The 26,553-nt window shown below is 68.1% G+C and carries 10 protein-coding genes; 3 read left to right on the plus strand and 7 right to left on the minus strand.

From position 1 onward, the window contains the following. The first annotated feature begins 246 nt into the window (after positions 1 to 246). Complete coding sequence (locus tag ABE85_RS22185) at positions 247 to 489, plus strand: hypothetical protein (RefSeq protein WP_067279865.1); 243 nt, start codon at positions 247 to 249, stop codon at positions 487 to 489. A 224-nt stretch (positions 490 to 713) separates the two neighbouring features. On the opposite strand, the gene ABE85_RS22190 is transcribed toward ABE85_RS22185, so the two are convergent. From ABE85_RS22190 to ABE85_RS22220, 7 genes are all read right to left on the minus strand, one after another. Beyond that, a complete protein-coding gene (locus ABE85_RS22190; protein ID WP_067279869.1) occupies positions 714 to 2,582 on the minus strand; it encodes a phosphoenolpyruvate carboxykinase (GTP) in 1,869 nt (622 codons plus the stop codon). Positions 2,583 to 2,884: 302 nt separating this feature from the next. Beyond that, a complete protein-coding gene (locus ABE85_RS28580) occupies positions 2,885 to 10,414 on the minus strand; it encodes a calcium-binding protein (RefSeq protein ID WP_310732608.1) in 7,530 nt (2,509 codons plus the stop codon). Continuing rightward, entirely contained in the window at positions 10,411 to 10,977 is a 567-nt protein-coding gene (locus tag ABE85_RS28585; protein ID WP_067279875.1) for a hypothetical protein, read from the minus strand. The genes ABE85_RS28580 and ABE85_RS28585 overlap by 4 nt, the downstream gene beginning before the upstream one ends. A 7-nt stretch (positions 10,978 to 10,984) precedes the next feature. After that, a complete protein-coding gene (locus ABE85_RS22205; protein ID WP_067279880.1) occupies positions 10,985 to 12,454 on the minus strand; it encodes an HlyD family type I secretion periplasmic adaptor subunit in 1,470 nt (489 codons plus the stop codon). Further along, positions 12,451 to 14,586, minus strand: coding sequence for a type I secretion system permease/ATPase (locus tag ABE85_RS22210; RefSeq protein ID WP_255362618.1), 2,136 nt, complete (start codon positions 14,584 to 14,586; stop codon positions 12,451 to 12,453). The genes ABE85_RS22205 and ABE85_RS22210 overlap by 4 nt, the downstream gene beginning before the upstream one ends. 399 nt (positions 14,587 to 14,985) lie before the next feature. Next, positions 14,986 to 17,421: a sensor histidine kinase gene (locus ABE85_RS22215; protein WP_067279885.1), complete on the minus strand. Its 2,436-nt coding sequence runs from the start codon at positions 17,419 to 17,421 to the stop codon at positions 14,986 to 14,988. Next, positions 17,421 to 18,239 (minus strand): DNA-binding response regulator, encoded by an 819-nt coding sequence (locus ABE85_RS22220; protein WP_067279888.1) that lies wholly within the window; start codon positions 18,237 to 18,239, stop codon positions 17,421 to 17,423. The genes ABE85_RS22215 and ABE85_RS22220 overlap by 1 nt, the downstream gene beginning before the upstream one ends. A gap of 246 nt (positions 18,240 to 18,485) precedes the next feature. Between ABE85_RS22220 and ABE85_RS22225 the strand changes: the two genes are divergently transcribed. Both ABE85_RS22225 and ABE85_RS22230 read left to right on the plus strand, forming a co-directional pair. Continuing rightward, positions 18,486 to 20,213 carry a ShlB/FhaC/HecB family hemolysin secretion/activation protein gene (locus ABE85_RS22225; RefSeq protein WP_197507116.1) on the plus strand — a complete coding sequence of 576 codons (1,728 nt, stop codon included), beginning with the start codon at positions 18,486 to 18,488 and terminating at the stop codon, positions 20,211 to 20,213. Positions 20,214 to 20,291: 78 nt separating this feature from the next. After that, entirely contained in the window at positions 20,292 to 26,462 is a 6,171-nt protein-coding gene (locus tag ABE85_RS22230; RefSeq protein ID WP_067279891.1) for a YDG domain-containing protein, read from the plus strand. The last annotated feature ends 91 nt before the right edge of the window (positions 26,463 to 26,553 follow it).

Genomic DNA, 26,553 nt, shown 5'->3' on the forward strand with positions numbered 1-26,553 from the left:
CCACGCAACGGTCCGATGGGGGCCCCCGAGGAGGTCATCGGGGGCCATGGCTTGCGCATTCCTTGGCACTCCGGGGTGGGCAGCGTGACGAGCGTCACGGCTTGGACGCGATGCGCCCAATGATATGCACAGCATTCATACATTCAATGCCCATCTTTCATTGGCGGCATGCCTAGGGCAAACCCTATAGTTCGGTCCATCGGTTCTACAGAGCCGACCCAAACAAGCCAATCAAAGGAAATCGCCATGAGCGTCGCTACCCAAACCTTCGGTCTTCCCCTGAGCCGCACGGTGCGTCGCGGCGGCACGTTCGCCACGATCGGCGCCCGCGTCTGGGCCCGCACGATCACGAACGTCAAGGCCCGCATCGAGTCCGCCAAGATGGCCCGCGCCGAGCGCGAGATCCTGGCCCTCGCCGCCCAGTACGAAGAGAGCATGCCCTCCTTCGCCGCTGAGCTGCGCGCCGCGAACGCCCGCCGCAACGGCTGAATGAACGGTTGAACGGCTGAGCAGCCGAACCCGCCGGGCGCCGTATGGGCCCGGCCGCGAAGTCTGCAGACATCGTGATGTGAGCGCAGGCTCTCATTGAACGTCGCACCAGACCGAGCAAAAGAAAAGCCCGCTTCGAATCACTTCGAGCGGGCTTTGCCTTTTCAGGCTCCCCCGGACCCGCCTCTTTCGAGGCGGTCGCCGGGTGGAATCGGGAGGAACGATCAGGCCTGGGCCAGGCGCTGCTCGATCTTGGCCTTGGTGGCGGGCAGTTCCGCCGGCAGGCCTTGGGCCAGCTGGACGAACAGCTCGTCGTGGAGCTTCAGCTCCGTCGCCCAGTCCTCGTTCGAGATGTGGGTGACGGCCTTGTACTGTTCCGGCGTGAAGGCCAGGCCTTGCCAGTTCAGGTCCTCGTAGCGCGGGCTGGTGCCGAAGGCGTGCTCCACGCCCTGACCCTGGCCGTCGACGCGCTCGAGCATCCACTTCAGCACGCGCATGTTCTCGCCATAGCCGGGCCAGACGAACTTGCCGTCGGCGCCCTTGCGGAACCAGTTGACGCAGAAGATCGCCGGCAGCTTGGCGCCGGACTGGGCGAGCTTGGCGCCCAGCGTCAGCCAGTGCTGGAAGTAGTCCGCCATGTTGTAGCCCATGAAGGGCAGCATCGCGAACGGGTCGCGGCGCACGACGCCCTGCTGGCCGGCGGCCGCGGCGGTGGTCTCGGAGCCCATGGTCGCGGCCATGTAGACGCCTTCGGTCCAGTCGCGGGCCTCGGTCACCAGCGGCACGGTCGTCGAGCGGCGGCCGCCGAAGATGAACGCGTCGATGGCCACACCGGCGGGGTTGTCCCACTCGGCATCCAGCGCCGGGTTGTTGGTCGCGGCCACGGTGAAGCGGGCGTTCGGATGAGCGGCCTTGGCGCCGGTCTCCTTGGCGATCGCCGGGGTCCAGTCCTTGCCTTGCCAGTCGACCAGATGGGCCGGGGCCGTGTCGGTCATGCCTTCCCACCAGACGTCGCCGTCATCGGTCAGCGCGACGTTGGTGAAGATGACGTCCTTGTCCAGGCTGGCCATGCAGTTCGGGTTGGTCTTCTCGTTCGTGCCCGGGGCGACGCCGAAGTAGCCGGCTTCCGGGTTGATCGCGTAGAGGCGGCCGTCCTTGCCGGGCTTGATCCAGGCGATGTCGTCGCCGATGGTGGTGACCTTCCAGCCTTCGAAGCCGGCGGGCGGGATCAGCATCGCGAAGTTGGTCTTGCCGCAGGCGCTGGGGAAGGCGGCGGCCACGTGGTGCTTCTTGCCTCCGGGCGAGGTCACGCCCAGCACGAGCATGTGTTCTGCCAGCCAGCCCTGGTCGCGGCCCATGGTGGAGGCGATGCGCAGCGCGAAGCACTTCTTGCCCAGCAGCGCATTGCCGCCGTAGCCGGAGCCGTACGACCAGATCTCGCGGGTCTCGGGGTAATGGACGATGTACTTGGTCTTGTTGCAAGGCCACTTGACGTCGGCCTGGCCGGCTTCGAGCGGAGCGCCGACGGTGTGCACGCAGGGGACGAACTCGCCGTTGTCACCCAGCGTGTCCAGGACCGCGCGACCCATGCGGGTCATGATGCGCATGTTCACGGCGACGTAGGGGCTGTCGGACAGCTCGACGCCGATGTGGGCGATCGGCGAGCCGATCGGGCCCATCGAGAACGGCACGACGTACAGCGTGCGGCCGCGCATGGCGCCGCGGAACAGGGCCTGGTCGCCTTGCTGCAGCAGGGCGCGCATCTCGGCCGGTTCCATCCAGTTGTTGGTCGGACCGGCGTCGAGCTTGTTCTTCGTGCAGATGAAGGTCCGGTCCTCGACGCGTGCGACGTCGGTCGGATCGCTCCACGCGAGGTAGCTGCCCGGGCGCTTGGCCGGGTTCAGCTTCTGGAAGGTGCCGGCGTCCACGAGCTGCTGGCACAGGCGGTCGTACTCGGCCTGGCTGCCGTCGCACCAGTAGACCTCCTTGGCCTCGGTGAGGGCGGCGATCTCGGCGACCCAGGCGACGAGGCGCTGGTGTTTGACGTAGGCCGGTACGTTCAGGCGCAAGCCTTCCATGACGGGTTGGTTCATGACGGTTTCCAATTTGAGGATATGAAAAGCGGAATTGGGTCAGCTCCGTTCCGGTGGCTCCCGACCCCGTTTTTCAGAGGAGGAGACCGCGGAGCTGACCCAATGCCGCGCCTCAGCGTGGTGCTTCGCCGAACACTGGTTCCAATGTAATCACGCCGTAACTCCAACGCTTGCCGGGGTTATGCGTTTTGGGAATGGTTTGATGCCGGGAGAAGCAAGGCGGGTGCCCGGATGTTCTCCACGAAAAAACGCCCCGGGAGGCGACGAGCCGTCCCGGGGCGTTTCGATCGCACCTCGACGCGTCAGCGTGCGGAGACGGCGATCAGATGGTCAGCGTTGCTGCTGTAGCTCGGGAACGCGGCGTTGGACGCCATCGACGACCCGGAGAACGACGCCATCGCGGCGACCAGCGCATCCGCCTGACGCGCGGTGCTGGCGTGCTCGGCGGAGGAGGCGCTCGATACGGGCAGGCCGCGGGCCTTGTTGTCGAGGTCTGCCAACGACCAGGTCGTGCCGTCGGCGAACTTCACCTGCTGCAACTGGTTGTAGATGTTGGCCGGGTCCTCGGACAGGAAGAACTCCCGTACCGTCACGCTGTCGCTCGTGCCGTTGATCGAGATCACCAGCCCGCTGCTTTCGCGCTTGACCGTCACTTCGGAAGCGGCCACGCCGTCCTTGAACTGCAACGTGTTCAGTCGACCGGCCGTCGGGTCGTACTCCGACGCGATCGTGTCAGCGCCGTCACCCTTGCCGAACAGGTAGGTGTCGTTGCCCCAGCCGCCGGTGAGTGTGTCGCTGCCGACGCCGCCCTCCAGGACGTCGTCACCGTTGCCACCCTCCAGCAAGTCGTTGCCGTCACCACCGCGCACGATGTCGTTGCCGTCGCCGCCGTGGACGTAGTCGTCACCGGCTCCGCCGTCCAGCGTGTCGTTGCCACCTTGACCGTAGAGGCGGTCATTGCCACCCAGGCCGTTGATGCTCTCTGCAGCCGTCGTCCCGGTCAGGGTCTCCGCGTCGTCCGTAGCAATCAGCGAACGGGTCACAAGATCCGTGATGTTCCAGGTCGTGCCATCGGCAAACTTCACCTGCTGCAGTTGGTTGTAGATGTTGTTCGGGTCGTCGCTGCCGAAGAACTCCCGGACCGTGACGCTGTCGGTCGTGCCTGCGATGCGCAGCACCAGTTGGGTACCGTCGCGCCGCACGCTCACTTCCGAAGCGCTCACGCCGTCCTTGAACTGCAGCGTGTTCATCCGCGTGGCCGTCGGGTCGTAGTCGCCGACGATGATGTCCGCGCCATCACCCTTGCCGAACAGGTAGGTGTCGTTGCCCCAGCCACCGTTGACGGTGTCGTTGCCGGCACCGCCTTCCAGGACGTCGTCGCCGTTGCCACCCTCCAGCAAGTCGTTGCCGTCACCACCGCGCACGACGTCATTGCCGTCGCCGCCGTGGACGTAGTCGTCACCGGCTCCGCCGTCCAACGTGTCGTTGCCGCCTTGACCGTAGATCCGGTCGTTGCCGCCCAGGCCATCGATGACATCCGAGGTCGCGCTCCCCGTCAGCGTCTCCGCGTCATCGGTGGCAATCAACGAACGGCTCACCAGATCCGTGATGTTCCAGGTCGTGCCATCGGCGAACTTCACCTGCTGCAGTTGGTTGTAGATGTTGTTCGGGTCGTCGCTGCCGAAGAACTCCCGGACGGTGACGCTGTCGGTCGTGCCTGCGATGCGCAACACCAGCTGAGTGCCGTCGCGTCGCACGCTCACTTCCGAGGCGCTCACGCCGTCCTTGAACTGCAGCGTGTTCATCCGCGATGCCGTCGGGTCGTAGTCGCCGACGATGATGTCCGCGCCGTCGCCCTTGCCGAACAGGTAGGTGTCGTTGCCCCAGCCACCGTTGACGGTGTCGTTGCCGGCACCGCCCTCAAGGACGTCGTCGCCGTTGCCCCCCTCCAGCGAATCGTTGCCGTCACCACCGCGCACGAGGTCGTTGCCATCGCCGCCATGGACGTAATCGTCCCCGGCTCCGCCGTCCAGCGTGTCGTTGCCGCCCTGACCGTAGATCCGGTCGTTGCCGCCCAGGCCGTTGATGACATCCGAGGTCGCGCTCCCCGTCAGCGTCTCCGCATCGTCCGTGGCGATCAGCGAGCGGGCGACAAGGTCCGTGATGCTCCAGGTCGTGCCATCGGCGAATTTCACCTGCTGCAGCTGGTTGTAGATGTTGCTCGGGTCGTCGCTGCCGAAGAACTCCCGGACGGTGACGCTGTCGGTCGTGCCTGCGATGCGCAGCACGAGTTGAGTACCGTCGCGCCGTACGCTCACTTCCGAAGCGCTCACGCCGTCCTTGAACTGCAGCGTGTTCATGCGCGTGGCCGTCGGGTCGTAGTCGCCGACGATGATGTCCGCGCCGTCGCCCTTGCCGAACAGGTAGGTGTCGTTGCCCCAGCCACCATTGATGGTGTCGTTGCCGGCACCACCCTCCAGGACGTCGTCGCCGTTCCCACCCTCCAGCGAATCGTTGCCGTCACCACCGCGCACGATGTCGTTGCCGTCGCCGCCGTGGACGTAGTCGTCACCGGCTCCGCCGTCCAGCGTGTCGCTGCCGCCCTGACCGTAGATCCGGTCGTTGCCGCCCAGGCCATTGATGAAATCCGAGGTCGCGCTCCCCGTCAGCGTCTCCGCGTCATCGGTGGCAATCAACGAACGGGTCACCAGGTCCGTGATGTTCCAGGTCGTGCCATCGGCGAATTTCACCTGCTGCAGCTGGTTGTAGATGTTGCTCGGGTCGTCGCTGCCGAAGAACTCCCGGACGGTGACGCTGTCGGTCGTGCCTGCGATGCGCAACACCAGCTGAGTGCCGTCGCGCCGCACACTCACTTCCGAGGCGCTCACGCCGTCCTTGAACTGCAGAGTGTTCATCCGCGATGCCGTCGGGTCGTAGTCGCCGACGATGATGTCCGCGCCGTCGCCCTTGCCGAACAGGTAGGTGTCGTTGCCCCAGCCACCGTTGACGGTGTCGTTGCCGGCACCGCCCTCCAGGACGTCGTCGCCGTTGCCACCCTCCAGCGAGTCGTTGCCGTCACCACCGCGCACGATGTCGTTGCCGTCGCCGCCGTGGACGTAGTCGTCGCCCTCCCCGCCATCAAGCAGGTCATCGCCGCCTTGTCCGGAGATGCGATCGTTGCCGCCAAGCCCATAAATGACGTCATTGCCAGAACTGCCTGTCAGGACGTCCGCGGCCTGCGTGCCGCCGCTTGTCAACGCCAGGAGCGTCGTGATGTTCCAGGCCGTGCCGTCAGCAAACTTCACCTGCTGCAGCTGGTTGTAGATGTTGCTCGGGTCGTCGCTTCCGAAGAACTCTCGCACCGTCACGCTGTCCGTCGTGCCGTTGATCGTCAGCACCAGCGAACTGCCATCGCGCTTCACCGTCACTTCCGAAGCGCTCACGCCGTCCTTGAACTGCAGCGTGTTCGTCCGCGTAGCCGTCGGGTCGTAGTCGCCGACGATGATGTCCGCGCCATCGCCCTTGCCAAACAGGTAGGTGTCGTTGCCCCAGCCACCGTTGACGGTGTCGTTGCCGGCACCGCCTTCCAGGACGTCGTCGCCGTTGCCACCCTCCAGCAAGTCGTTGCCATCACCACCGCGCACGATGTCGTTGCCGTCGCCGCCGTGGAGGTAGTCATCACCGGCTCCGCCGTCCAGCGTGTCGTTGCCGCCTTGGCCATAGATGCGGTCGTTGCCACCCAGGCCGTTGATCACGTCCGACGTGGCGCTTCCCGTCAGGGTCTCCGCATCGTCCGTGGCGATCAGCGAGCGGGTCACCAGATCCGTGATGTTCCAGATCGTGCCATCGGCAAACTTCACCTGCTGCAGTTGGTTGTAGATGTTGCCCGGGTCGTCGCTGCCGAAGAACTCTCGCACCGTCACGCTGTCCGTGGTGCCGTTGATCGTCAGCACCAGCGAGCTGCCGTCGCGCTTCACCGTCACGTCCGATGCGCTCACGCCGTCCTTGAACTGCAGCGTGTTCATCCGCGAAGCCGTCGGGTCGTAGTCGCCGACGATGATGTCCGCGCCATCGCCCTTGCCGAACAGGTAGGTGTCGTTGCCCCAGCCACCGTTGACGGTGTCGTTGCCGGCGCCGCCGTCCAGGACGTCGTCGCCGTTGCCACCCTCCAGCAAGTCGTTGCCATCGCCACCGCGGACGAGGTCGTTGCCGTCGCCGCCGTGGACGTAGTCATCACCGGCTCCGCCGTCCAGCGTGTCGTTGCCACCTTGACCGTAGATCCGGTCGTTGCCGCCCAGGCCGTTGATCACGTCCGACGTGGCGCTTCCCGTCAGGATCTCCGCATCGTCCGTGGCGATCAGCGAGCGGGTCACCAGATCCGTGATGTTCCAGGTCGTGCCATCGGCAAACTTCACCTGCTGCAGTTGGTTGTAGATGTTGCTCGGGTCGTCGCTGCCGAAGAACTCTCGCACCGTCACGCTGTCCGTGGTGCCGTTGATCGTCAGCACCAGCGAGCTGCCGTCGCGCTTCACCGTCACGTCCGATACGCTCACGCCGTCCTTGAACTGCAGCGTGTTCGTCCGCGTAGCCGTCGGGTCGTAGTCGCCGACGATGATGTCCGCGCCATCGCCCTTGCCGAACAGGTAGGTGTCGTTGCCCCAGCCACCGTTGACGGTGTCGTTGCCGGCGCCGCCGTCCAGGACATCGTCGCCGTTGCCACCCTCCAGCGAATCGTTGCCGTCACCACCGCGCACGACGTCATTGCCGTCGCCACCGTGGACGTAGTCGTCACCGGCTCCGCCGTCCAATGTGTCGTTGCCGCCTTGACCGTAGATCCGATCGTTGCCGCCCAGGCCATTGATGAGGTTCGCGGCAGAGGTGCCGAAGAGGGCATCCGCATCGTCCGAAGCCGTTAGCGACTTGGTGACGATGTCAGCGATGGACCACGTCGTGCCATCCGCAAATTTCACTTGCTGCAGCTGGTTGTAGATGTTGCTCGGATCGTCGCTTCCGAAGAACTCTCGCACCGTCACGCTGTCCGCGGTGCCGTTGATCGTCAGCACCAGCGCGCTGCCATCGCGCTTAACCGTCACTTGGGACGCGGCCACGTCTTCCTTGAACTGCAGCGTGTTCAGGCGACCGGCCGTCGGGTCGTACTCCGACGCGATCGTGTCCACGCCGTCTCCCCTGCCGAACAGGTAGGTGTCGTTGCCCCAACCACCGGTCAGCACGTCGTTGCCAGCACCGCCATCCAGCACGTCGTTGCCTTCGCCGCCTTCGAGCACGTCGTCTCCGATCCCGCCCACCAGCGCATCGTTGCCTGACCCGCCCTGAAGGATGTCGTTGTCGGCACCACCCAGCAGTCGGTCATTGCCGCCACCGCCGATCAGCGTGTCCGCACCGCCTCCGCCAATCAGGACGTCGTTGCTCTCGCCACCGTCGATCCGGTTGGCGCCAGCGTTCCCGACGATCATGTCCGCCGACGACGTGCCCTGGTCCTCGACCGTGCGCACGCCTTGATTGCGCAACATCGCCCAGATCGAGGAGTCCGCCGGCAGTGCGTCAAGCCATTGCGACAGCTTCGAGTAGCCGTCGAAGCCCGCGCGGTCCAGGACCGAACTGCCGTAGCGCACGAGGTCCGCAAGATCGGCAATCGTCAGACGCTCGTCGGCAGCGTGACGTTGATCGAGAAGCGTCGACAGTGCGTCGGAAGACCACCGCACGCCGTTTCCATCGAACACGATTTCGACCGCGTCGACATACGCCGCCAGGCGCGTCTGCATGACAAGGGCGGCATAGACCGAGTCCTTCAGCGACGACATCGCGGCTTCGTAGAGCACGGTCGCTTCCGTCGCGGTGGGCTTCAGGAACGAGAATCCGTAGGTCGTGCGCCCGTCCAGCGTCGGAGGAACCGAGAACTGCAGTGTTCCGTTAAACGCCTGCAGACTCGCCGCGAGATCCGCCGATTCGCGATCCCCGTCGATGGTGTACGCGCCGGAAAACGCCGGTCTGGAGACCAGATAAAGCGATCTGGGCATCGTGTTTCCACCGACGACTTCTTCGGCCCGGAAACCTCCTTGAACAATCAGTCCCTGGTCGAAGAGCAGGCGCGTCAGTTGGTTCAGCGACTCCGATTGCACATAGGGGTCGTTTGACGGGGACTGGGCCAGGAGATGCCGCCATTCCACGCCGCGGCGATCGAGCTCGTTGCCGAACTGCTGGGCGAAGAGGAATTCCGTCTCGACCTGGAGCATCTCCGGCCGTTGCGCGATCGTCTTGAGCGGCTTGAAGAAGTCCGTCGCCGTATCGGCCCAGGTCGCCAGCACCCTCGGGATCAGCGCACGCTGTTCTTCCGCGGTCTTGGCGGCTGCGAAGGCGGCGACTGCTTCCTGAAGGCGCTTGGATTCCGCCGTGCCCAGACTCATCGCCTCGCGAAGGTCGCGGACGGCACCGGAACCCGTCATGTCGGGCAGCGCCATCGCTTCCGCCACGATGGGAATGGCCGGGAACTCACGATAGAACGGGTTGTCATCCAGGTTCAGGTTCGCGGCGCCATCACCGGTGACCGCCACGCTGTCGATTTCCGTCTGAGTGCCATCCACGCGGATGACCTTCGCCTTGCCGGTGATGCTGTTGCCGTTGCCGAGGTCGACGTTCCCCCCGGTCACTTCCAGTGAAATCCCCTTGATGCCCAGTTGCCCCAGGGTCTGCAGCTCGTTCTGCTGGCTGACGCCGTCGCCATTCAGATCGCGCCATAGGCGGACATTGGCGAAATTGACATCGTTGGCGTCGAATACGCCGTCCTTGTTGGAGTCCTGGGCTGCCAGTGCCTCGAAACCCGTGCCCGCCTTGCGTGTGATCGGATTGCCGTCAGCGTCCTTCCCCGGGATGTCCGTATCGACACCGAACAGTTCAGAACCGTTATCGATCAGGCCGTTGCCGTTGCGGTCCATGACGAGCCATGCGTCATCGCCAGCAAGCCAACCCGTCCCGGTTCGGACGCCGTCACCGTTGTGGTCGAAGAGGACCGGCCCGAGCGCCGGATTGCGCATTTCGATGCCGTCACCGTCCAGATCGATGGCGAGCGGATCGCGCGGGCGCCAGGTCGTCGAGCGCCGGTAATTGTCGTTGACCATCTGGTCAACGACCCAGTCGCGTGCCGTGCTGATCCATTTCCATGCCGTATCGCCCATGGCGCTTCCAGCGCCGGCCGCCACGGCCGCCGCAGTCACCACAACGATGGCTGGAGCACCAAAGAATGCCGCTGCCGCGCCGACCGCCAGGGCCGCTGCCCACGACAAGGCCACCCCGGTGGCGGCGGCGCCAAAGCCACTTTCATCGCCCGTATCAAACCAGTCGTAAAGGCCCTTTCCGAGTGCCATGGCATCGAAGGCGGGACCCAGCCATTTGGCTCCTACGTGATCCGCGTTGGACTTCAGGTTGTCAATAACCCAATCCGCCTCCCGGCTCATGTCGGCAATTTTCTTGCCGGAATCGATCAGCGGCGAGTGAAGATCATTGGCCACTGCAGCCGCCTTGTCGGCGTACTTCTGCATGACCTGGCCAATCCCCTTGCCTCCCTGCTCCGCCGCCGCATTCGCCCATCGCTGGGCATTCTCTGAAGCCTGCTTGAATCCCTGCCCAAACTCTTTCGCTATGCGGTCATACCGTTGCTGCTCGGTGACGATTCCCGCCCTGGTCTGCTCGATAAACCACTTCTCGTATCGCGTTGCCGCCTCAGATAGAGCGCTAGCCGTACTTGCGGCAAGACTTTCGACGGACTTGACGTAGTCTGCAAGAGTAACGCTGAAGATCTCAGTGTTATGCGTCATTTGAACTCCCTGTTGAAAATGCGCTTGAATGGATAGACGAAGGTGATGAATAGATTGAAGGCCGCGATGATCGTCATGCCGACAAACGCCAGCGGTCCGACGACGATCAGTCCGGCAGAAGTACGAAGAGCCCAGGCGACCAAATGGCTTCCTTGAGACGAGCCCAGCGGGTCGATGGCTCCAAAGTAGCAAGCGGCAAGAAGTGCCCAGAGAATCAATGCGGCCCAGTACGGCGCGGAACCGCGCGAGGCGCTGGAGGTCCGTCTCACATACTCACTGCGCTCGTACAGCCTGGCGCCGACGCAGAAGAGCACTGCGGCAGGCCATAGAAGAATTGCGGCCCAGGAAACGAAGGCAAAGGCTGCAGTGGTGGCTCCGATCTGCACGTTCTCCCGCAAGCGACGAATTGCGGGAATCCATTGACTGGGGGCCTCAATGAATTGACCAATGTCGACACTCAAGAACAGGACGACACAGAGAAGTGCACCAACATAAATGCCGGCGAAGCGCTTCACCATTCCAACGTTCAACGCATCCAGTTCTTGCTTGTTGATCGGTTTCATCGTCGGCTCACCTTTCCCGCATGCTTTCATCCACGTGCCGCCTCACCGGATCAAACAGATACCGGATCACGCGCCGCTGTGACGTCTTGATCTCCGCCGTCACATTCATCCCCGGCGCCAGCTTCACGGGCTTGCCGTCGACATCGATGACGCCCTGCCCCAGTACCAAGGTCACCGGAAAGATCGCCCCGCGCTTCTCGTCGTTGACGGCATCCGCGGTCACGCTCTTCACCGTCGCCGGCACCGTGCCGTAGCGCGTGAACGGGAAGGTCTCGAGCTTGATCTCCGCCTCCTGCCCGGCGCGCACGAAGCCGATGTCCTTGTTCTCGAGCACGACCTCCGCGGTCACCTCGGCCTCGTCGGGCACGAGCACCAGCAGCACCTGCGCCTCGGTCACGACGCCGCCCGCCGTGTGCACCGCGAGCTGCTGCACCGTGCCGTCCACCGGCGCGGTGAGCTTCGTCAGCTGGTTGCGCTTGTTGGCCTTCGCGCCTTCCTCGGCGAGCTGCTTGAGCTTGAGGTCCGCCTGCGCCTCGCGATCGCGCAAGGTCCTCAGCGTCTCCGCCTTGAACGAGGCCGTCGAGCCGCGCGACTCCGCCAGGGCCGCCTGCGTCTCGCGCTGGCGCGCGATGGCCGTGCCGAGGTCCTTCTCCTGCTCGATGCGCTCCCGCGTCCGGTCCTGTCCCGCATGGCCCGCGACGAAGCCCTGGTCGCTCAGCGCCTTGTAGTCGCGCTCGCGCTGCTGTGCCATCGGCACCGTGCTCTGCAGCTTCTCGACCACCTGCTTGGCGGTCGCGATCTCCGCGTCCCGACGCTCCAGCTCCGCCTGCAGCTTCGCGAGCTTGGCGGAGATGTCCGCCCACTCGCTCTGCAGCTGGAAACGCGCGCTGTCCGCGTCCTCGCGCGGCATCGAGGTCATGGCCGCCTGCGTCAACTGCGGAGCGCCCCCACCCGTCAGCGCCTGCAGCAGCGCGCGCGAGCGCAGCACCTCCGACAGCGCCGCCACGCGCTCCTTGTCGACCCGGTGGCTGTCCGCCTCCGTCATCGTCGAGTCCAGCGCGATCAGCAGCTGTCCCGCCTTCACCTTGTCGCCGTCCTTGACGAAGACTTCCCGCACCACGCTGGTCTCCAGCGGCTGGATCGTCTTGCTGCGGTCGCTGACGATGATCCGCCCCTGCGCCACCGCCACGATGTCGATCTGCCCGAGGATGGCCCACGCCAGCGCGATCACGAAGAGCGTGCAGATCGCGATCGCCATGCGGCGCGGCGCCGGATGCGGCGGCGTTTCCTGCAGTTCCAGCGCGGCGGGCATGAACGCCCGCTCGTCGGCCATGCGGCGCGGGCCGGCGAGTTCCTCGCGACGTGCCCAGGCGGCCTTGAACACTGCGGCGTAGCGCGACAGCAACTCGCGCAGCGGATGGCGAGGCGTCTCCGCGGCTTCGCCAGCCGCCGCGCTCCGGATCAGTTCGGCGCTCATTCCGAACCTCCTTCGCCCTGCATGCGCCACAGGTGCGCGTAGAGCCCTTGCGGCTTGGCGATCAACTCGTCATGGCTGCCCATCTCCGCGATGCGGCCCTTCTCCATCGCGATGATCCGGTGGGCATGGCGCACCGCGCTCAGCCGGTGGGCGATGATGAACACCGTCCGCCCCTGGCAGATCGCCCGCATGTTCTTCTGGATGATGGCCTCGCTCTCGTAGTCGAGCGCGCTGGTGGCCTCGTCGAAGATCAGCACCCGCGGCTGCCCGAACAGCGCCCGCGCGATCGCGATGCGCTGGCGCTGCCCGCCCGACAGGCCGGCGCCCTGCTCGCCCACCACGGTGTCGTAGCCCTCGGGCAATTCGGCGATGAAGTCGTGCGCGCCGGCGAGCTTGGCCGCCTGCATCACCGCCTCGATCGGTGCGGCCGGATCGGCGATCGCGATGTTCTCCCGCACCGAGCGGTTGAACAGCATGTTCTCCTGCAGCACCACGCCCACCTGACGGCGCAGCTGCGTCGCGTCCGCCATCGCGATGTCCTGGCCGTCGACCAGCACGCGGCCCGATTCCGGCACGTACAGCCGCTGAAGCAGCTTGGTCAGCGTGCTCTTGCCCGAACCGCTGCGGCCCACGATGCCGATCACTTCGCCCGCCTGCACCGACAGGTCCACGCCGTGCAGCACCGGCTGCGCGTCGGGCCGGTAGCGGAAGGTCACGTTCTCCAGCGTCACGTCGCCGCGCACGCGCGGCATCGCGCCGGCGCTCTGCGGCCGCAGCTCCGTGCGCGTGTTTAGCACGTCGCCCAGACGCGCCATCGAGATCCCCGTCTGCTGGAAGTCCGTCCACATCTGCGCGATGCGCATGATCGGCTGCGCGACGCGGCCGGCAAACATGTTGAAGGCGACGAACTGGCCCACGCTCAGTTGGCCGTCGATCACCAGTTGCGCGCCCCACCACAAGGTGGCCGCGTTCACCAGCTTGCCGATCAGGTTGATGCCCTCGTTGCCGTACTGCGCCAGGGTCTGCGTCCGGAACGACGCGGAGACGTAGGCGGCCAGCTGCTCGTCCCACTTGCGCGCCATCTGCGGCTCCAGCGCGCTGGCCTTCACCGTCTGGATGCCGGTCACCGTCTCGACGAGCAGGCTCTGGTTCTCCGCGCCGCGCGCGAATTTCTCGTTGAGACGCCCGCGCAGCACCGGCACGATGGACAGGCTCAAGATCAGGTACAGCGGCAGCGAGACCAGCACGATCAGCGTCAGCGTCGCGCTGTAGCTGAACATCACCGCGATGAAGATCACCGAGAACAGCACGTCCAGCACCAGCGTCAGCGCATTGCCGGTGAGGAACTGGCGGATGTTCTCGAGCTCACGCACGCGCGCCACCGAGTCCCCGACGCGCCGCGCCTGGAAGTAGGCCAGCGGCAGGCTCAGCAGGTGCCGGAACAGCCGTGAGCCGAGCTCCACGTCGATGCGGCTGGTCGTGTGGCTGAAGACATAGGAGCGCAGGATGTTGAGCGCGCTCTCGAACACCATGATCACCACCAGGCCGATCACCAGCACGTCCAGCGTGGTGAGGCCGCGGTGCACCAGCACCTTGTCCATCACGACCTGGAAGAACAGCGGGCTGACCAGGGCGAAGAGCTGCAGGAACAGCGAGATCGACAGCACCTCGCCCAGCAGGCGTCGGTGCTTGACGATGCTCGGGATGAACCAGGAGAAGTCGAACTTGGCCAGATCGCCGGCCAGACTCGCGCGGCTGGTGACGAGGATCAGCTCGCCGGTCCATTCGGCGGCGAAGGTCTCCACCGGTTCGATCGTCGGCCGCGCCGACGTCTCGTCGCCGGTCGGGTCCATGAACAGCACCCGCTTGCCGTCGCATTGCGCCAGCACCACGGTGCGGCCGTCCCGCAAGGTCGCCAGTGCGGGCAGCGCCGCGAGGCTCAAGCGGTCGATCGTCGTCTTCGAACGCTTGGCCTTGAGCCCCAGCCGCTTGGCGGCCAGGAGCAGGTCCTGCGTCGTCGGCGCATCGCTGGCGCCCAGGCCCAGCCCATGCCGCAGCGATGGCGCGTCGGCCGCCACGTGGTGCATGCGAGCGACGATGCACAACGCGCGCAACGCGCCGTCACGGTCCACCGCCGACGATGTTCCGTCGGTCCCTTGCCCGATTGCCAATGCGGCAGCCGAGCCGGACGCGTCTTGGAGCGCGTCCGCCATTCCCTGATTTGAGGCCATCCCTGTGGTCGCACTGTCGGCGACTCATTCCTTTTGACTGCGGCGGCGATTGTGCTGACGCCGTCTTCACGTCGCGTATCCCACCTCGGAGGGAGAAGCGGGAGTGCCGGGAACGATGCGTTACTTCGACGCGCGCAACTCGCTGATTCGATTGGGCGACGCGTGACAAACATCACGCCGATCGCCCCTTGCATCAGGTTTTGCCGATACAGGACGACGGAAAAACTGATGCACGCGCCCGCTTTGGCCCTGCGCTCCGGCGGGGGAATTCACACGCCTGTCGATGTGTGAGGCATGCCGTCAAGACCTGGCACCCGCCTCCCGGCACAACGCCCACAACGCGGGCACCCACAGCGTCTGCGGCGCCGGTTTCGGCAGCTTGACGAGCCCGGCCTCCCCCGGCCAGTCCCGCCGCGGTGACGCCGCGCACAGCAGCGTCTTCATCGCCGGCCAGCGCGTGCGCCAGCCGTGCCACGCCTCGACCGACGGCAGCGATTCCGGCGACGCGGCCAGCAGCAGTCCCTGGCCCGCTGCCGCCGCTTCCTCGAGTGCGCCGGGCAGTTCCTCCGCCCGCTCGACCTCCCGCGCATCGAACCCGCATTGCAGGAGCCGCTCCAGCATCACCTCGCGCACCGCCGCGCAGCGGTCCCACACGACCGCCACCCAGCCGTCGCCGATGCGCTCCATCCCGGCCTGCGTCTGCAGGGACGGCCATTGGACTTCGGCCTCCGTCGCCTCGATCAGCGGGAGTTCTGCGATGAAGCGGCTCCCCTGGCCCGGCGCGCTTCGCCCGCTCAACTCACCGCCCATGGCCCGCATCGTCTGACGCGCGATGGCCAGTCCGAGCCCCAGCCCGGGCATCGCGCTCACCGTACGACCCCGCGTGAATGGATCGAAGATCCGTTCCAGTTCCTCTGGCGCAAGACCTGGCCCCTCGTCGGTCACCGACAGCACCAGTTGCCCGCCGTCAACGCGCGCCTGAAGCACGACCTCGCCGGCCTGCCCATACTTCGCGGCATTCGACAGGAGGTTGAGCAGCACCTGCCTCACCCGTCGCGCATCCAGCGCCACGACCGCCGGCAGCGGCTCATCCATGACCAGCGAGAGCCGGGTCTTGCCCGCCAGCATCAGCGCCTGCGATTGCAGCGCCAGTTCATGCAGCAGGCCGTGCAGGTAGACCGGGGCATTCAGCACCTCGACATCCGCCTCCGCCGTCGGCTGCCGCGCGAAGCGCTGCAACTCGTCGATCGTGTCGAGCAGCATCACCCCGCCGTGCTCCAGCGCCTGCCGCGTCGATTCGAACTCCACCCCCGGGGTCAGTCGACGCGTCAGCTGCACAATGGACGCCAGCGGCGCGCGCAGGTCGTGGCCGATGTGGCCCAGCAGCCGCCCCTTCGCGGCGTCGCTGGCCTGCGCATGGGCGCTGGCGCGAGCCAGCTCCGCCGTCCGCTCCACCACCGCCGCCTCCAGCGCCTGCGCCTGTTGAAGCCGCTCGCGCTGCAACAGCCTCAGCATCGCCACCAGCACCGCCGCGGCGCCCGCCGTGCCCACCATCGACGGGGCCAGCTCGATCCAATCCGCATACGGCAGGAAGCCAAGCAGGCTGAAGTACCGCGGCGCCATGCCCAGCACCACGCCGACGAGCGCGCAGAGCCACACGCCGCCGACCGGATCGCCGCGCCGCATCGCGCGGAAGCTCGCGATCAGGCCGATCGCCGTGAGCGCCAGGTTGGTCGGCGCCGCCATCTGCGTGCCGGTCTGGTAGTCCGCCACGATGCATGCGGCCACCGCGACCAGGCTCAGTCCCACCACCGCCACCAGGGTGCGATGCACCGCCGGCTGCGTGACGCGCAAGCGCAGCACCGTCGCCAACGCCATCAGCTGGAAGACCGTCGTCAGCGCGCCCGTCGTGCCCAACGCCCGCTGGGCCCAGTCGGTCGCGTCGGGCCAGAAACGCTGGAAGGCGGTGCCGCGCATCGCCATCTCGTAGACCATCGCGCTCGACAGGAAGGCCGCGATCCACGCATAACCGCGGTCGCGCAGCGAGACCGCGAGTCCCGCCGCCAGCGCCGCCAGCGTCAGCCCCACCGCGGACAGCATGCCGTCGCGCCAGACCCGCCATTGCTGCTCCTCGACGAGCGCCTCCGCCACCCAGAGCGTCGGTTCGATCGACAGCGCGCCGCGGCTCGCGGCGCGCAGCCGCAGCTCCCAGATCTCGCCCGGATCGATGCGCATCGGGAAGGCGCTTTCGCGCAGGGCCAATGGCCGCTGGTGGAAGGCGACATCGGTCCCGGCGCGCTCCCGCGTCCACGGCGTCGCGCTGCCGTCCGGCAGCAGCCGGCGGCGATAGAGCGCCACCGACTCGATCCGCGCCGGGTCGACGACCAGGACGTAGCGCGCCGCCTCGGTCCCGTCCTGGCGCAGCGTCCAGCGCAGCCAGTAGGTATCGCGCGTGTAGCCGGGCGACAGGGCTCGCCGCTCAGCGGGACGCCAGGGCGCCGCTCCGGCGTCGCGTTCCTCGGTGTGTTCGATCCAGAGCTGCCCCCGGTCGACCAGCGCGAGACGAGCCAGCGCCGCGCCTTGCAGCGCGATCACCGGCTGCGGCGGCGCTTCGCTCGCCGCATCGGGCACAGCAGCCGGCAGATCCGGTACGGGCCACGCCTGCGCGGGGACAACCGCCGCGGCGAACGCGACCGCGGCGCCCAGCACAACGGCCCATCGGCGCCAGTCGACCATCAGGGCGCCGGACCGTCTGGTGCGGCGGACTCCCGAGCACGCAACGCCGTGCGGTAGGCCTGCGGGCTGAGTCCGTTGCGCTCGCGGAACGCGGTCGCGAAGTTGCCGGCGTTCGCGTACCCCACGTGGAACGCGACGTCCGAGACGCTCATGTCCGTATCGGCCAGCAGACGCTGTCCGGTGCGCACGCGCTCGTCGCTGATGTAGCCGGACACCGTCTGCCCCAGCTCTTCGCGGAACAGCGCCAGCAGCCGTCGTCCGGTCAGCCCGACCTGGCGGCCGATCTGGTTCACCGTCAGCGGCTCGACCAGGTGTTCACCGATGTACTGCCGCGCCGCGTTCAACAGGCGCTGGTCGGGCGTGCCCGCCTCCTCGACGGGCGCCGCCTCGACGTCGTTCGACGCCTGCGGCCGGCGCGATGCGGCCAGATGCAGATGCACCCGCACGCGCGCGAGCACTTCCTGCGGATGGAAGGGCTTGCTGATGAAGTCCACCGCGCCGTGGGACAGCCCTTCGATCCTGCTGTCCACATCGTTGTGGGCGCTCAGGAAGAGCAGCGGCATCTCGCGCGTCGCGGGGTCGGACTTGAGCAGCCGGCACAGCGCGAAGCCGTCCATGTCGGGCAGCCCGACGTCCAGCAGCGCGAGGTCCGGTGCCAGGCCTTGCGCCTTCTGCAGCGCCGCGCGTCCGCTCTCGGCGAAGGCCAGCCGGTACAGCGGATGCAGCAGCGCGGTCAACCAGCGCAGGTCCTCGGGCTGGTCGTCCACCAGCAGCAGCAAGGGGCGATGGATCGCGGGAGCAGGCGCGGCAAGGGACATCCGCGAATTGTCCGGGCCGCCTCGGCGAAACGAGTCCGCGGGGTCCCGTCCGGTGGGCGCCCAGCGATCAAAACGCCCATCTGGGGGGGAGGAACCGGAGCGGAAAAACTACCGGAAACAGGCACGGCCTGACCCCCTCCGCCGCCCTTGAACGAATCGCCAAACATCCGCGGCGAATTGACAGAACTCCGGACCGTTGCCGCACGGGATAACCGCGCCCTTGCCAAACACAACCGGAGATTGGGAATGAAGTACAGCACGCGCCGTGGCGCGGCCGGCCTGGGGCTGAGTCTGATGAGCCTGTCCGTCAGCGTGGCCTGGGCCGCGGCACCGGATGCCGGCCAGCTGCTCAACGAGCAGCGTCGGCTGACCCCGCCCGCGCAGCGCGGCGACCTCGACAAGGCCCCGACCGTCAACGCGCCGCTGGGCGGCGACCAGCAGGCGGGCCTGCGCGCGCGCATCGACCGCATCCGCTTCACCGGCGCCGACGACCTGATCCCCGAGGCCGAGCTGCAGGCGCTGGTCGCCGACGCCAAGGGCCGCCAGCTGTCGCACAGCCAACTGCAGGCGCTGGCCGCACGCGTCACGGCGGCGCTGCAGAAGCGCGGCTTCGTGCTCGCCCGCGCCTACCTGCCGAGGCAAGACCTGACCCAGGGCGAGCTGGAGATCGCCGTGCTGTCCGGCCGGCTGCAGTCCGGCGCCCACCGCGTGCGGGTGACCGGCGCCGACGAGGCGCTCGCCCCGCGTCTGGGCGCGATCGCCGATGCCGCGCTGGCCTACGGCCCGGTCCGCTACGAGCAGCTCGAACGCGCGCTGCTGCTGATCAACGACGTGCCCGGCGTGCAGGCCCGCGCGACGCTGGAACGCGGCGACGAGCCCGGCACCAGCCGCCTCGACGTCCGCGCCGAAACGGGTCGCGCCTGGGCGCTGGACGCCTCGGTCGACGACTACAACAACCGCTACACCGGCCAGTGGCGCATCGGCGCCGCGGCATCGCTGATCCGTCCGCTCAACCGCGAAGACCTGCTGCAGGCCAGCGTGTCGCGCACCGACGGCAGCCGCCAGGCCGCCCTGGTCTATGGGTTCGCCGTCGGCGCCTCGGGCCTGCGCGCCCAGCTGGCGACGACCTGGCTGGACTATCACGTCGGCGAAGAACTCAAGCCGCTGGACCTGCGCGGCACCGCGCGCACGGTCTCGGCCAGCCTCAGCTATCCGCTGCTGCGCGGCCGCGAGCGCAACCTGTGGGTCTCCGCCGAAGGCGAACAGCGCACGCTGGTCGACGACGCACTCGGCCAGACGCTGCGCGATCGCCGACTCAACCGGCTGTCCGTGAACGTCTACGGCAACGCCTGGGACGACGTGCTCGGCGGCGCGCAGAACGACTTCGGCCTGGGCGTGACCAGCGGCACCGTCGCGCTGCGCGAAGCCGGCGACCAGATCGCCGACGCGATGACCGCCCGCACCTCGGGCAGCTACGACAAGGCGACCTGGCGCGTCTCTCGCCTGCAGACGGCGCAGGCGCTGCCGGGCTGGGGCCTGTTCGTCGGCGGCTACGGCCAGATCAGCGCGCGCAACCTGGATTCGTCGGAGAAGTTCCTGCTGGGCGGACCGTCGGGCGTGCGCGCCTATCCGGTCGGCGAGGCCAGCGGCGACAACGGCTGGGTCGGCACCGCCGAACTGCGCCGCGAGCTGCGCATCGGCAACGGCCTGGCCGCGCAGCTGATCGCCTTCGCGGACTACGGCCGCGTCGAGCAGCACGAACGCCCCTGGACCGGCGCGCTCGCCGGACAACCGAACGCCTACGGACTGGGCGGCGCCGGCCTGGGCGCCAACCTGGCCGGCGAGCGCTGGACGCTGCGTGCCAGCTGGGCGCACGCCGTCGGCCACAACGCCGGGCGCACCGCCGCGGGCCGCGACGCCGATGGTCGCGACGACCGCCAGCGCTTCTGGCTGCAGGCCTCCTTCCACTATTGATCGACGCCGCGGCCGCCGCTCCGCCGCCTGGGCCGGCCGCTCCGACAGCACAGACCGAACAGATCAAAGAGAACCATCATGGGATCGTTGAACCACAGCTATCGCCTCGTCTGGAACGAGCTTTGCGGCGCCTTCGTCGCCGTGCCTGAATTCGCCCGCGGACGCGGCAAGCGCACCGGCGGCACCGTCCGCCGCGCCATCGCCGCCGCCATCGCGGCCGCCGCCGCCGGCACCTTCGCGGGACCGGCCGCCGCACTCGATGCGGGCGCGCTGCCCACCGGCGGGCAGATCACCGCCGGCAACGCCTCGCTGACGCAGCAAGGCGCGCAACTGCGCATCGACCAGACCTCCAACAAGCTGATCCTCAACTGGAACAGCTTCGACATCGGCAGCGGCGCCTCGGTGCGCTTCAACCAGACCGGCGCCGACGCCGTGGCGTTGAACCGCGTCACCGGCGGCGCACCGAGCCAGATCTTCGGCGACCTCTCCGCCAACGGTCAGGTCTGGCTGGTCAACAACAGCGGCGTGGTCTTCGGCAAGGGCGCGACGGTCAACGTCGGCGGTCTCGTCGCGAGCACGCTCAATGTCAGCGACGCCGACTTCCTCGGCGGTCGCGCGCGCTTCTCCGGCACCAGCACCGCGCAGGTCCGCAACGACGGCGCCATCCACGCCGACGGCGTGGTCGCGCTGCTGGGCGCCTCGGTGGTGAACACCGGCAGGATCAGCGCCGGTCAGGTCGCGATGGCGGCCGGCCAGCAGGTCGCGCTCGACTTCAACGGCGACGGCCTGCTGCAGGTCCGCGTCGACCAGGCGGCGCTCGACGCCGAGCTGTCGCAGGAAGGCCTCGTGCAAGGCCGCCAGATCGTGCTGAGCGCGCCCGGCGCCAGCGCCCTGCGTGCCAGCGTCATCAACATGGACGGCGTGATCGAGGCCAAGGGCCTGTCCGAACAGGGCGGCCGCATCATCCTCGACGGCGGCGATCTCGGTCAGGTGAACGTCACCGGTCGACTGGATGCCAGCTCGGCGCAAGGCGCCGGCGGCGACGTCCGCGTCACCGGCGGCACGATCGCGCTGCGCGGCGCGACGCTGGACGCCAGCGGCGCCACCGGCGGCGGCCAGATCCACGTCGGCGGCGGTTGGCAAGGCAAGGACACGAGCCTGACCAACGCGAAGAACGTCAGCGTCGATGCGGCCGCCACGCTGCGCGCCAACGCGACGGTGAACGGCAACGGCGGCGAGGTCGTGACCTGGTCGGACGGCCGCACCGAATTCGCCGGACGCGTGGAATCGCGCGGCGGTGACCAGGGCGGCAACGGCGGCCGGATCGAGGTCTCCGGCAAGCAGGAACTGGCCTACAGCGGCCGCGCCGACGCACGCGCCGCCAAGGGCACGACCGGCGACCTGCTGCTGGATCCGGCCTCGCTGACCATCCATGGCGGCGGCAGCGGCACCGACGTGCTGACGGGCTCGGTCGTCTACGAGAAGGACATCGAGGCGCAGCAGGCCAACGTGCTGCTCCAGGCCACCGGGGACATCCTCGTCAACGACCTGACCCTCAACGGCGGCGACGGCAGGATCACGATGCAGCCGAACGTCAGCCTGCGCATCGAGGCCGGCACCTCCACCGGCACGCACCTGACGCCGCCGTCCAACCTGACCGACGGCAGCTTCGCCAACAACTTCGACCTGATGTTCGCCAACGCGAGCAACGTGCTGGAGGTGTCGGGCAGCGGCAGCCTGATGCTGGTGGCAGGCGCGACCGGCTCCGGCCGCGTCCTCAATGCGCCGACGATGATCGCGCACGGGGCGGGCACCAATCCGTCGGGCGCGCTTCCGACGCACAACGTCACCACCCCCGGCAGCGGCACGCCGGGCGCGGGCTCGATCACCATCTACGGCGCCGACGGCGCGACGGTGGGCGGATCGCTGACCACCAACGGCGGTTACGTCCGCATCTGGGCCGACTCCGACAACGGCGGCGCCGGCTTCTTCACGCTGAACGCCCCGGTGTCCACCAACGGCGGCAACCTCTACGTGTCAACCGGCAGCGGCGACGTGACGCTGAACTCCAGCATGGTGCTGGGTGCGGGCCGGATCTTCTTCCGCGCGGACGGCAGCTACACCAACGGCAACAAGATCCTGGCCGGCCTGCTGAGCGTCAGCGGCGACGTCAACATCGACACGCCCTTCGTCTTCAAGGGCGGCGCCAGCATCTACACGGACAGCGCGATCAACTTCGGCAACGTCAACGTCAACATGGACACCGGCACCGGCGTCCTGACGCTGCGCGCCAACCGCATCGACTGGGGCAGCTCGACGCTGCAGAACCTGAGCACCGCGTCCATGCGCCTGGAGCCCTACGACCCGGCGACCAACATGGTGCTGGGCGACGCGAACGGCTTCGCCTCCGCGACGACGCTGGCCAAGCTGCCGGGCATCAAGAACCTGACGATAGGCCGCGCCGACGGCACCGGCACGATCAGCGTGCCGGGCAACTTCAGCTTCAACGCCTCGGGCAGCTTCGAGATGGTGGACCGCACCATCGACATCACCGCCGGCACGCTGAACAACACGACCGGCAACATCGTCCTGACCGGCGACAACGTCAACCTGTCGCAGACCATCACCGCCAACGGCGGCGCGGGCAAGGTCACGATCCGCCAGATGACGGCGGCCAACGAGCTGCACCTGGGCGGCGGGCTGAGCAACGCGTCGATCGGCCAGGTCAACGCGGCCACGCTGGAAGTCGGCCGCAGCGACGGCGGCAACCTCGTCTTCGACAGCGACATCACCACCAACGCCACCACCGTCAGCCTGAAGAGCGGCGGCCAAGTGCTCGGCGTGAACGGCGGCGTGGCCGCGGCCAACGTGGCCGTGACCGCGGGCCAGGGCGCGACGCTGACGGACGACACCTTCAGCTTCACGCGTCTGGCGCTGGACGTCGGCGGCACCACCGTCGTGAATCCGGCGAGCGCCAGCGGCTTCACGCTGGGCACCGTCGACGGCGTGGCAGGCCTGACCACGCACGGCGCGGCCAACGTGACGCTCAACAGCGGCACCGGCACGCTGGCGCTGGACGCGCCGATCAACTTCACCGGCGGCGCGGCGCAGCTCACGCTGCAGGCGCCGGGCTGGAGCAGCACGGCCAACCAGGTGACGAGCAACGGCGCGCTGGCCACGGTCGTCTTCGACCGCACCGGCCCGGCCACCGGCATCACCGTCGGCGGCACGGGCTCGGCGGACCTGACCAACACGATGCTGGCGCGCTTCAACGGCGTGAACACGCTGCGCGTGGATGCGTCGGACCTCGACCTGGGCGTCGTGGGCCCGGTCCAGCTGTCGCTGGGCAACCGCCTGGAGCTGCTGGGCGGCACCTTCACCCAGGCCGGCGCGATCACGATGACCAACGGCGGCGTGCTCGTGCGCGCGGAGGCCGGCGGCATCAACGTCGCAGACAACATCACGTCGAGCGGCACCGTCTCGCTGGACGACCGCAGCACGGTCGGCATCGGCAACCAGCAGGGCGTGCTCATCACCGCCGGGAAGCTGGCGCTGCGCAGCGGCGGTGACGCCAGCTTCAGCAGTGCCCAGCAGGTCGGCACGATCGCGGCGGATGTCCATTCGCTGACGATGTCCAACACCGGCTCGCTGACCGTCGGTAGCGCCGACGGGCTGCAAGGCGTCCAGGCGGACGGCACGGTCTACCTCCGGGCCCAGGGCGCGACCGCCGATCTGACGCTGCAGCAGCAGATCGTGGCCGGCAACGACGGCGCCGAAGCGACGCCTATCGTCCTGCGCGCGGCACGCAACTTCGTCAACCAGGCCGGCGCGACCGCGCTCCAGGCGGGCAACGGCGGCGCGTGGGAGGTGTACTCGGTCTCGCCGCTGAACGACACGCGCGGCGGACTGGTCGCCGACTTCAAGCAGTACGACGCCCGCTACGGCAACGCCGTGCTGGGCACCGGCAACGGGTTCCTGTACTCGGTGGCGCCCACGCTGACGGTCAGCCTGACGGGCAGCGCGTCCAAGGTCTATGACGGCAACGACGGCGCGGCGACCGGCGGTCTCCAGCTGGGCGCCACCGGTGCCATCGACGGCGACGTGCTGAACCTGGCCATCGGCGCCAACGGCTCGGCCCGCTACGACACGAAGAACGTCGGCAACGGCAAGACCGTGACGGTGAACGGCGTCGTCATCGCCGACGGCCACAACGGCGGGACCGCCGTCTATGGCTACCAGCTGGTCGCCGACAGCGCGAGCGCCGCGATCGGCCAGGTCACGCCGAAGACGGTGAGCGTGGTCAACGGCGCGGTGCAGGACAAGGTCTACGACGGCACCACCTCGGCGCAGCTGTCGGGCGGCGGAATCGCGGGCTTCGTGCAGGGCGACGACGCGGCGCTGAACGGCGCGGTCAGCTTCCTGGACAGGAACGCGGGCCGCGGCAAGTCGGTCGATCTGTCGGGTCTCGGCCTGGCGGGTGCGGACGCCGGCAACTACGTGCTGGACACGAGCTCGGCCGTCACGGCCACCATCACGCCCAAGACGGTCGACGTCGGCGCGATCCAGGTCGGCGGCAAGGTCTATGACGGCACGCGCGGCGCGCAGGTCACCACCGGCGGCCTCACGGGCACCGTGGCGGGCGACCAGCTCGCCGTCTCGGTCAGCGGCCAGTTCGACAACAAGAACGTCGGCACCGGCAAGGCCGTGGACGTGCAGCTGGCACTGGGCGGCGCCGACGCGGGCAACTACGTGCTGGCCGTCGACTCGGTGCGGAGCTCCGCTTCCATCACCGCACGCACGGTGGACGTCGGCGCGATCCACGTGGACAACAAGGTCTACGACGGCACGCGCGGGGCGCAGGTCACCACCGGCGGCGCTGTCGGCGTCGTCGCGGGCGACCAGCTCGGTGTCGCGGCCAGCGGCCAGTTCGACAACAAGAACGCCGGCAACGGCAAGACCGTGAACGTGCAACTCGGGTTGACCGGCGCGGACGCGGGCAACTACGTGCTGGCGTCGGGTTCCGCGCAGTCGAGCGCCGACATCACGGTCCGCACGATCCAGGCCCCCACGGTCACGGTGATCGGCGGTGTCTTCAACAGCGACACCACCGCCAACATCGTGATCGGCGCGCCGCAAGGCGTGGTCGCGGGCGACCAGGTGAGCGTCGGCGGCTCGGGCCGCTTCGACACGCCGTTCGTGGGCACCGGCAAGCCGGTCGACGTGCAGCTGACGCTGACCGGCGCGGACGCGTCGAACTATCGCCTCGAGCCTGCGTCGCTGACGGTGACCGGCACGGTCAATCCGCAGGTGGTTCCCGCGGCGATCGGCGCGCTGGTGATCCAGCCCGTCGGCGGCAACGGCACGCAGGACGGCGGCGGCAGCAAGACGTCGAACGTGCCGACCGGCAACGGCGGCAACGGGGGCGGCCTCGGCAGCAGCGTGTCCGCGGTCGCGGCGGGTCCGTCGGGCAATGCCGCGGGTTCGGTCGACCTGGGGAACGGCGGCAGCGCGGGCAACGGGTCCGGCTCCTCGTCCGGCAACGGCAACGGCAACGGCAACGGCGCGGGCAACGGCGCGGGCAACGGCGTCGGCGGCAATGGCGGTGCCGGTGGCAGTCAGGCTGGCGCCGACGGCAGCGCGGGTGGCTCTGGTCTGAACGGTACCAACGGCGCCAATTCGACCAACGGATCCATCCCGGGTAACGGTGCTGGCGCGGGTGCTGGCAACGGCACGGCGACCTCAGGCGACGGCGCCGGGTCGGGTCAGAACGCCAACGGCACCGGCGGCAACATCGCCGTGGCCAACGTCGGTCTGGAGCAGATGCTGCGCGACAGCGGCCAGATCAGCCTGGCGCTCGACACGCCGGCCTACGACCAGCCGCGTCAGAGCCAGCTGCCGGTCTATGCCGACAAGGACGGATCGGCCCCGGCGCCGCTGGGCATGTTCCGCGTGGACGACCTGGGCGACAGCCTGGCGCTGAAGCCGGTGCAGCAGCCCGTCCCGGCGGCGGAGGCTTCCGCCGGCGGCGTGACCCGCCAGGTGAAGGCGATCGTGGCGCTCGGCAACGAGCGTTCGGCGACGCTGGACGTGGTGCTGATGGCCGACGGTACGCTGCGGGTGACTGCGCCCGCGACGGCCTCTGAGCTGGACGACGACCTTGTCACCACGCTGGCGCTCAGCGCGCTCAAGCAGCAGACCGGCGTGGCGCCCACCAGCGTGCGTGCCGTGATGCTGCGTCGCGGCGGCTGATCCGCCGATCCCGATGATCCCCGCGAGGGGATCCCACCAACGCCGCGGCGCTTCCACGCCGCGGCGTTGTCGCATCCGTACATCGGGCCCC

This window comes from Mitsuaria sp. 7 (assembly GCF_001653795.1).
GTDB lineage: Bacteria > Pseudomonadota > Gammaproteobacteria > Burkholderiales > Burkholderiaceae_C > Roseateles.